Source organism: Pseudomonas sp. P5_B2, assembly GCF_056400445.1.
The window spans coordinates 1-7,839 of sequence record NZ_JBFULH010000185.1 but is presented as its reverse complement, the minus strand read 5'-3'; the positions used below and the strand labels follow the sequence as shown (position 1 = coordinate 7,839).

The 7,839-nt window shown below is 58.8% G+C and carries 7 protein-coding genes; 2 read left to right on the top strand and 5 right to left on the bottom strand.

The features are described from left to right. Positions 1 to 107: 107 nt before the first annotated feature. A complete protein-coding gene (mltA, locus tag AC1DRJ_RS15255) occupies positions 108 to 1,292 on the bottom strand; it encodes a murein transglycosylase A (RefSeq protein WP_477802897.1) in 1,185 nt (394 codons plus the stop codon). A gap of 128 nt (positions 1,293 to 1,420) precedes the next feature. Here mltA and AC1DRJ_RS15250 point away from each other — a divergent pair, with 128 nt between their 5' ends. Beyond that, positions 1,421 to 1,870, top strand: coding sequence for a c-type cytochrome (locus AC1DRJ_RS15250; RefSeq protein ID WP_477802896.1), 450 nt, complete (start codon positions 1,421 to 1,423; stop codon positions 1,868 to 1,870). 140 nt (positions 1,871 to 2,010) lie between these two features. On the opposite strand, the gene AC1DRJ_RS15245 is transcribed toward AC1DRJ_RS15250, so the two are convergent. The 4 genes from AC1DRJ_RS15245 to AC1DRJ_RS15230 form a co-directional block, all read right to left on the bottom strand. Beyond that, positions 2,011 to 2,406, bottom strand: a complete 396-nt coding sequence (locus AC1DRJ_RS15245) for a DUF1090 domain-containing protein (protein ID WP_477802898.1) — start codon at positions 2,404 to 2,406, stop codon at positions 2,011 to 2,013. Positions 2,407 to 2,504: 98 nt separating this feature from the next. Continuing rightward, positions 2,505 to 4,178, bottom strand: coding sequence for an NAD-dependent DNA ligase LigB (gene ligB, locus AC1DRJ_RS15240; protein WP_477802895.1), 1,674 nt, complete (start codon positions 4,176 to 4,178; stop codon positions 2,505 to 2,507). A gap of 242 nt (positions 4,179 to 4,420) precedes the next feature. Continuing rightward, positions 4,421 to 5,611, bottom strand: coding sequence for a methionine adenosyltransferase (gene metK / locus AC1DRJ_RS15235; protein ID WP_477802894.1), 1,191 nt, complete (start codon positions 5,609 to 5,611; stop codon positions 4,421 to 4,423). 18 nt (positions 5,612 to 5,629) lie between these two features. Further along, positions 5,630 to 6,625, bottom strand: a complete 996-nt coding sequence (locus tag AC1DRJ_RS15230; protein ID WP_477802893.1) for an ArsR/SmtB family transcription factor — start codon at positions 6,623 to 6,625, stop codon at positions 5,630 to 5,632. 273 nt (positions 6,626 to 6,898) lie between these two features. Between AC1DRJ_RS15230 and AC1DRJ_RS15225 the strand changes: the two genes are divergently transcribed. Beyond that, positions 6,899 to 7,839 (top strand): thiamine pyrophosphate-dependent enzyme (locus tag AC1DRJ_RS15225; RefSeq protein ID WP_477802892.1); only part of this gene is annotated, 941 nt, incomplete at its 3' end.

Sequence of the window (7,839 nt, the reverse complement as noted above, 5' to 3'; positions counted from 1 at the left end):
AGCCCGCTCCCACATTTGAGCTCAGTGAATACAGTATTTGTGTACAACCGAGACCCAGTGTGGGAGCGGGCTTGCTCGCGAAAGCTATCTGTCAGTCGCTATAGAATTCAAGGATTGGTCTTCACCGCATCCGCCACCTGAGGCACCTGCGGCAACGCCGCTCCTTTAGGCCACAGCATCCATATCTGCCCTTGCTGCTTCATGTCCCCGGCCAATTGTCCGGCCGCTTCACCTGTGCCCCAGAACAGGTCCGCACGGACCTCGCCGGCAATCGCGCCGCCGGTATCTTGAGCCGCCACAGGGCGAACCAGTGCGGTGCCGTCCGGTTTGGTGGTGGACAGCCACAACAGGCTACCCAGCGGAATCACTTTGCGGTCCACTGCCGCGCTATACCCCGCCGTCAACGGCACATTCAATGAGCCGCGAGGCCCTTCGTTGCTGTCCGGGTTGCGGGTAAAAAACACATAGCTAGGGTTGCTGGCCAGCAGCTCGGGAATGCGCGTCGGATTGGCCTTGGCCCACGTGCTGATCGCGCCCATGGTCACGTCTTCTTTCTTCAACTCGCCTTGCTCCACCAGCCAGCGACCGATGGGCCGATACGGATGGCCGTTCTGGTCGGCGTAAGCGATGCGCAGTTGGCGACCGTCATCGAGCTGGATTCTCCCCGAACCCTGGATTTGCAGGAATTGCAGATTCATCGGATCGGTCAACCAGGCAACCACCGGCGCCTTGACCCCTTTTGTCCCGATCGTTGCTGCATCGTCGTAAGGCTTGAGCACTCGACCTTCAAGCCGGCCGCGCAGGCGTTTGCCCTTGAGTTCCGGGTAGATGCTGTCCAGCGAGACAATGATCATGTCCTCGGGTACGCCGTAGACCGGGATGTTTGCCGTCGTGGTCTGGGTCAGGCTGCCCGGGTAGACCGGTTCGTAGTAGCCGGTGATCAAGCCGTTGGGGTTGTCATTGGCGGCGCGCAGGCCATAGACATCCAGATTCTGTTTCAGAAAGTTGCGGATGTCAGGGGCGGTTTGCGGAACGTTGGCGGAAGCCGCACAGGTCGGGCCCCAGACCGGGTCGGCCTTGAGTCGGTTGCACGCACTGCGCCACGAACCGAAACCGGCGACCAGGTCGTTATCAGACACCGTCGGCAGCGCTTCCCAGGTGGCACTGGAATAGGTGGCCAGTGCGTGGGTTTTTGGTTTGTTGTTATCGCCGCCGGTGCAGCCGGCGAGTACGGCCACCATTGGAAGAGCCCACGCGAGGGGGTGACGCCATGCCTTGAAACGGCTGTTCATGGAGTAATTCCTTTGCCGGTCGCCTGAGTGCTCCATGCGCTCAAACAACCCGTATTGATAATAGGGCTATTGGTCTTTGTCGATGACGCGAGGATACTGGCCGCCGTTTCCCGTGACCTGAAGCCACCATGACTCTCAAAAGACTTTCTGTTGTATTGCTGGCGTGCCTGATGTTATCCGCTTGCGGCGGTGTTGACCCGAATTCGCCGCTGGGTCAGCGCAAGGCGATCTTCAAACAGATGCTCAAGACCGGCGAAGACCTGGGTGGCATGTTGCGTGGTCGCATTGCGTTTGATGGTCAGCAATTCGCCGACGGCGCCATGAAGCTCGATGCGCTGTCCCGTGAACCGTGGAAACATTTTCCACAGGTGCGCGAAGAAGATCACACCAGCGCGAAGGACAATGTCTGGCAACAGCAGGCACGTTTTCAGGAAATGTCCCGCAATCTTGAAGCCGCCACGGGTGAATTGGTGATCGTCAGCCAGGTTCAGCCTTACAAGGTCAGCAACCTTGGGCCGGCGGTGCAGAAAGTTGAAGATGCCTGCAGTGCTTGCCATAAACAGTTTCGGGATCATTAATTCTCGGGTTTGATCTGGATGGATTGATCGTTCCCATGCTCTGCGTGGGAATGTCTCAAGGGACGCTCTGCGTCCAGTGACGCGGAGCGTCACGGGCTGCATGCCCACGCAGAGCGTGGGAACGATCGCTGCAAAACGCCTTACTTATCCAATTCGTCCAGCGCATCCTGCAATTCCTTGCGGGCCTCGGCGAGTTTGTCTTTGCGCTTGTTGATCTTATCGGGGTCACCTTTTTTCATGGCGCTGTCGAGGTCGGCCTGGCGCTTGCTGACTTCATGCTTGGCATCGAGGACTCTATTTTCCCGTTCTTTTTTCAGCGAGGCGTCGGTGCAATGAGCGGTGACTTCGCTGAGGGCGGTTTCCAGGCCTGCTAACTGGTCGGTGTTGTCGCGTGACTTGGCCAGTTCGATCTGATTGATGATGCCTTGTTTTTTTGCAGCGCAGCCGGTCAGCCCCGGCGCTTCTTCATCCGCCATCAGCGGAGCGGCCAACACACTGCAAAGAGTCAACAGGGCGAGCGGTGAAAGACATTTCATAAAAGCTCCATGTGCAAAAGCAAGCAGGTCAGTGCGGCGATGGGCGTTTGAGCGCATCGGCACCTAGGGGTTCCCGGGTCGCCAGGCATTGCCGGTCCCTAGAAACCGTCAATTCCGGCAGCACGCAATGTTTCACTCAAGGCCAGGACCTGCGGGTCGCGAAAAAACGCGCTCAATTGCGCTGCACGTCCCGGGCCGATACCGGCTTCAGCCCGCCATTGTTCAGTGTTTCGGTTCGCCAGTTCCTGCCATGAATTGGCAAGCTGCGCCTGCCCCGTTGGAGGTAAACCCAAGGCTTTTAGCCAGCGACTGAAAGGACGCTGTCGAGCACTGTTGAAACTGTTTAAAAGACGAGCACTGCTGCGTTCGCCGAAGCCGTTAATGGTAGCAAGCTCTTGAGCGCCGAAGGTCAACCAATCCAGAAGGCTATTCAGGCGGCCTGTTTCTAAAAGTTTCTCCCAAGTGCCGGGGCCGACATGAGGCAAGGCCAGCCCCTGCTTGCCGCTGAGCCAGGACAGTCGCGCGAGGAATTGGCTTTCGCACCCTGGTGTCGGCTTCCAGCAACTCAAAAGATGGAAGTCGGCCGCCAGAGGAACATTCAACTCAGGGCGTTCGGTGCTGCGAAGTACAACCCTGTCGAGCCTGGGAATGGTCAGTCCGGCGAGGCTGATGGACACCTGGTCGCCGGGGCGGATGTCCAGTTCCTCCCAGCGCCGCAGTGAGCTGACACTCACGCGCTTGATCTGCCGATCATCGAGCATCACCGGTTTCAGATTCAGCACCGGTGTGATCCGTCCGGTGCGACCGACCTTGAAGTCGATTGTCCGCACCTGCGCCAGTGCCTGAGCGAAGGGGTATTTCCAGGCGACGGCCCAGTAGGGTGATTTTGCCTGCCAGCGTTCGGCTGGCGGACGCTGACTTTGGCGCAGGACGACGCCATCACTGGCAAACGGCAGGGGCGAGCGATACCAGTGATCGCGCCAGCGTTGGGCATCGGCCAATGTCCGGATCGGTTGGCTGTAAGGCGCCGTGCTCGGGAACCCCAGCTCATCCAGCGCCGCGATACGCTCGGGCAGATTCGCCGGGCCTTGAGGCCAGTCCCAGATAAACAGCCTGATGCCGGTGGCGTGTTCAGGCGTGAGGGTCTTGCGGGCCATCAGACCGGCCACCGTGGAGCGGGCATTGAGGCTGCCGGCCTTGGCTTGTACATGGTCAGTCAGATGCCAATAGAGTTCGCCTTGCACCAGCAAATCCACAGATTGGGCCAGCTGTGGAGGAATGCTGGGGACCAAGCGTGCGTTGGTAGTCCAGTCTTGTCCGTTCACGCCGTCGCCACGACTGATGGCCTGATACAGCAGGCCATCGCGATAGATCAAAGTCACGGCCACCCCATCGACCTTGGGTTGTATCCAGAGGTCCTTGCGATCACGCAGCCAGTTTTCCACAGCCTGTTCATCACGGAGTTTGTCCAGTCCGGTGTGGGCGATGAGGTGAGTTGTCATGCCACTGGCGGTGCGCATGGGTTCTGGTGCCAGTCCCAGGTCAAAGCACTTGCGCCATTCGATTAACTGCGCGCGGGACTGATCGTAGATTTYGTCGGCCACCAGTGAGCGTCCACCCCTGTGATAGTGGTCGTCCCACAGGTCGATTTGTTTTTGCAGGGCGGCAATTTCGTCCAGAGCGCGGGCGGGGGGCCAGTCGGGGCAGTCGGTTGCGTTGGCGCTCAGGCAAAACAGGGTCAGAAAAAGAGTGGACAGCAGGCGTAGAAACATCGTGAGCGTCCTTGCTCAGGTGGAATGCTTTCAAGGTTAGCCCGCATTCGGATGTTGGCAGCGACGATGTTTTACGGTGTGTTGCTAGGCGAGGAGATCAAAAGCTCGCAGCCTCGTTTCACTCGACAGCTGCTACACAGATCCCTGTAGGAGCTGTCGAGTGAAACGAGGCTGCGATTTCTACGCAATAAAAAGCCCCGCACGGCAAACCGTGCAAGGCTTTGGGTACCGCCGGGGAAGTCTTACAGGCCAGCAGCCAGACGCAGGTCGTCGGCGCGGTCGGTTTTTTCCCAGGTGAACGTGGTGAAAGTGTCATCGCCCACGGTCTTGGTGGCTGGGGTGCGACCGAAGTGGCCGTACGCAGCGGTTTCCTGATACATCGGGTGCAGCAGGTCGAGCATGGTGGTGATTGCGTATGGGCGCAGGTCGAATATTTCGCGAACCAGTTTGACGATTTTGTCGTCGCTGATTTTGCCGGTGCCGAAGGTGTTCAACGAGATCGACGTAGGCTGAGCAACACCGATCGCGTAGGAAACCTGAATCTCGCAGCGCTCGGCCAGACCGGCAGCAACGATGTTCTTGGCCACGTAACGACCCGCGTAGGCGGCCGAACGGTCAACCTTCGATGGATCTTTACCGGAGAACGCGCCACCGCCGTGACGGGCCATGCCGCCGTAGCTGTCGACGATGATCTTGCGACCGGTCAGGCCGCAGTCGCCAACCGGGCCGCCGATGATGAACTGGCCAGTCGGGTTGATGTGGAACTGGGTGTCTTTGCTCAGCAGTTCGGCTGGCAGTACGTGCTTGACGATCAGTTCCATCACGCCTTCGCGCAGGTCTTTGTACGACACGTCAGGGTTGTGCTGGGTCGACAGTACAACGGCGTCGATGCCGACAACCTTGCCGCCTTCGTAACGGCAAGTCACTTGCGACTTGGCATCCGGGCGCAGCCAAGGCAGCAGGCCGGATTTACGGGCTTCGGCCTGGCGTTGAACCAGTTGGTGCGAAAAGGTGATCGGCGCAGGCATCAGCACGTCGGTTTCATTGCTGGCGTAGCCGAACATCAGGCCCTGGTCGCCGGCACCCTGATCTTCAGGCTTGGCACGGTCAACGCCTTGGTTGATGTCAGGGGACTGCTTGCCGATGATGTTCATCACACCGCAAGTGGCGCCGTCGAAGCCGACATCGGAGCTGTTGTAGCCGATGTCCAGAATGACGTTACGCACGATCTCTTCCAGGTCGACCCAAGCCGACGTGGTCACTTCACCAGCGATGATTGCAACGCCGGTTTTTACCAGGGTCTCGACCGCAACACGGGCGAACTTGTCTTCAGCAATGATGGCGTCCAGCACTGCATCGGAAATCTGGTCGGCGATTTTGTCCGGATGTCCTTCAGACACGGACTCGGAGGTGAAGAGGGAATATTCGCTCATCTCGATGTTTTCCTGAATTTACCGATGGTGAGTGTCGCCAGTCGGTCGCTGAAAATGGCGGACCTGGATCTGGAAACCGTTACGTAAGCCTACATAGAGACTTTCCCCGGGAACGAGTCCCGCAGCGGTGGCCCAACGGGCCAAATCGTCCTGTTCAAACCCCAACCAAAGATCACCGCAGGCCTCCCTGGCCCAACTCTGGTTGTGGCTACATAACTCTGTCACGAGCAGGCTTCCGCCCGTTTTCAACAAGTCGGCCATGTGCTTGAGTGCTTCGGCCGGTGCGGCGAAATGGTGCAATACCATATTCAGTACAACGCAATCGGCTTGAAGGCTTACACCGTTCAATGCATCGGCCAATTGCAGGCTGACGTTAGCCAGCTTTTCACGTTCACAGACCTGCCGGGCCAGTTCGAGCATTGCCGGGCTGTTGTCCAGCGCGGTGACTTCAGTGAAGCGGCGCGCCAATTCCGGCAGAAACTCGCCGTCACCGGGGCCGACTTCAATGGCCGTGGCGCCTTTGCCGAAACTCAACTTGTCGAGCAAGGCCAGCACGCTTTCGCGGTACTGCGGCAGCCCGGCGATCAAGTCTTGCTGGGCGCGAAATTTCTCCGCGACCCGTGAGAAAAAGTCCTGGCTGGCCGCTGCTCGCTGCCCATGCACCTGAGCGATTCGCGACCGCACATCGGCGGGCAGGGTCAGGTCGTCCACTTCTTCCAGCAGGGCGGTGTGCAGCTTGCCACCCAACAGGTCTGTATGAGGCAGGGCGCGACGGTAGAAAATCGCATTGCCYTCACGGCGGGTCGCCACCAGACCGGCCTGGGCCAATACCTTGAGGTGATGACTCATGCCGGATTGGCCGATGCCGAAGATCTGCGCCAGCTCCAGTACGCCGAACGAATCGTTGGCCAGTGCGCGCAATACATTCAGACGCAGAGGGTCGCCGCCGGCCTTGCAGAGGGCCGCCAGTTCGTCGCAATTGTCATGTTGAATGGAAGGCACGGGTAAATTCATAAGGGCAGCAGTCTAGAGACGGGCCGAAATCCCCGCAAGAGCAATATCAAAAAGTTTTGATATTGCTCGATAGATGGCACTTCTCGGCCTCAGGTTCAGTCAACAAACGGACAGCGGAAAGGTTTCACCCGTCGAAAGCGCCGTTATCAAATGGAAAAACGCCTCCAGATGACTATCTGTCATTGCCCCGAGGCGGCCCGGTGAGGGAAAATGCTCACCTTTTTTCCATTTCGTTTTATTCACTCTCGATTCAGAACCCTCAGGAGAACAGCGATGCCAAGCCGTCGTGAGCGTGCCAACGCCATTCGTGCCCTCAGCATGGATGCCGTGCAAAAAGCCAACAGCGGCCATCCCGGTGCCCCTATGGGTATGGCGGATATCGCCGAAGTACTGTGGCGTGACTACCTCAAGCACAACCCGAGCAATCCATCGTTCGCCGACCGTGACCGCTTCGTGCTGTCCAACGGCCACGGCTCGATGTTGATCTACTCGCTGCTGCACCTGACCGGCTACGACCTGTCGATCGAAGACCTGAAGCAGTTCCGCCAACTGCACAGCCGCACCCCGGGCCATCCGGAACTCGGTTACACCCCGGGCGTTGAAACCACCACCGGTCCACTGGGCCAGGGCCTCGCCAACGCCGTGGGTTTTGCCCTGGCTGAAAAAGTCATGGCCGCGCAGTTCAACCGTCCTGGTCACAACATCGTCGACCACMACACCTATGTGTTCCTGGGTGATGGCTGCATGATGGAAGGCATCTCCCACGAAGTCAGTTCGCTGGCCGGTACTTTGGGCCTGGGCAAGCTGATCGCTTTTTACGATGACAACGGCATCTCCATCGATGGCGAAGTCGAAGGCTGGTTCACCGATGACACTGCGAAGCGTTTCGAAGCCTACAACTGGCAGGTGATTCGCAACGTCGACGGTCATGACCCGGAAGAGATCAAGACCGCCATCGAAACCGCGCGCAAAAGCGATCAGCCAACCCTGATCTGCTGCAAGACCACCATCGGTTTCGGTTCGCCGAACAAGCAAGGCAAGGAAGACTGCCACGGTGCCCCGTTGGGTGACGCGGAAATTGCCCTGACCCGTGCGGCGCTGAAGTGGAATCACGGTCCGTTCGAAATCCCGGCCGATATCTACGCCGAGTGGGACGCCAAGGAAGCCGGTAAAGCGGCCGAAGCCGAGTGGGATCAGCGTTTCGCTGCTTACTC

Excerpts from the sequence above, each read along its gene's own strand:
- metK (WP_477802894.1), bottom strand. The coding sequence starts at position 5,611 with ATGAGCGAATATTCCCTCTTCACCTCCGAGTCCGTGTCTGAAGGACAT.
- mltA (WP_477802897.1), bottom strand. The coding sequence starts at position 1,292 with ATGAACAGCCGTTTCAAGGCATGGCGTCACCCCCTCGCGTGGGCTCTT.
- AC1DRJ_RS15250 (WP_477802896.1), top strand. The coding sequence starts at position 1,421 with ATGACTCTCAAAAGACTTTCTGTTGTATTGCTGGCGTGCCTGATGTTA.
- AC1DRJ_RS15245 (WP_477802898.1), bottom strand. The coding sequence starts at position 2,406 with ATGAAATGTCTTTCACCGCTCGCCCTGTTGACTCTTTGCAGTGTGTTG.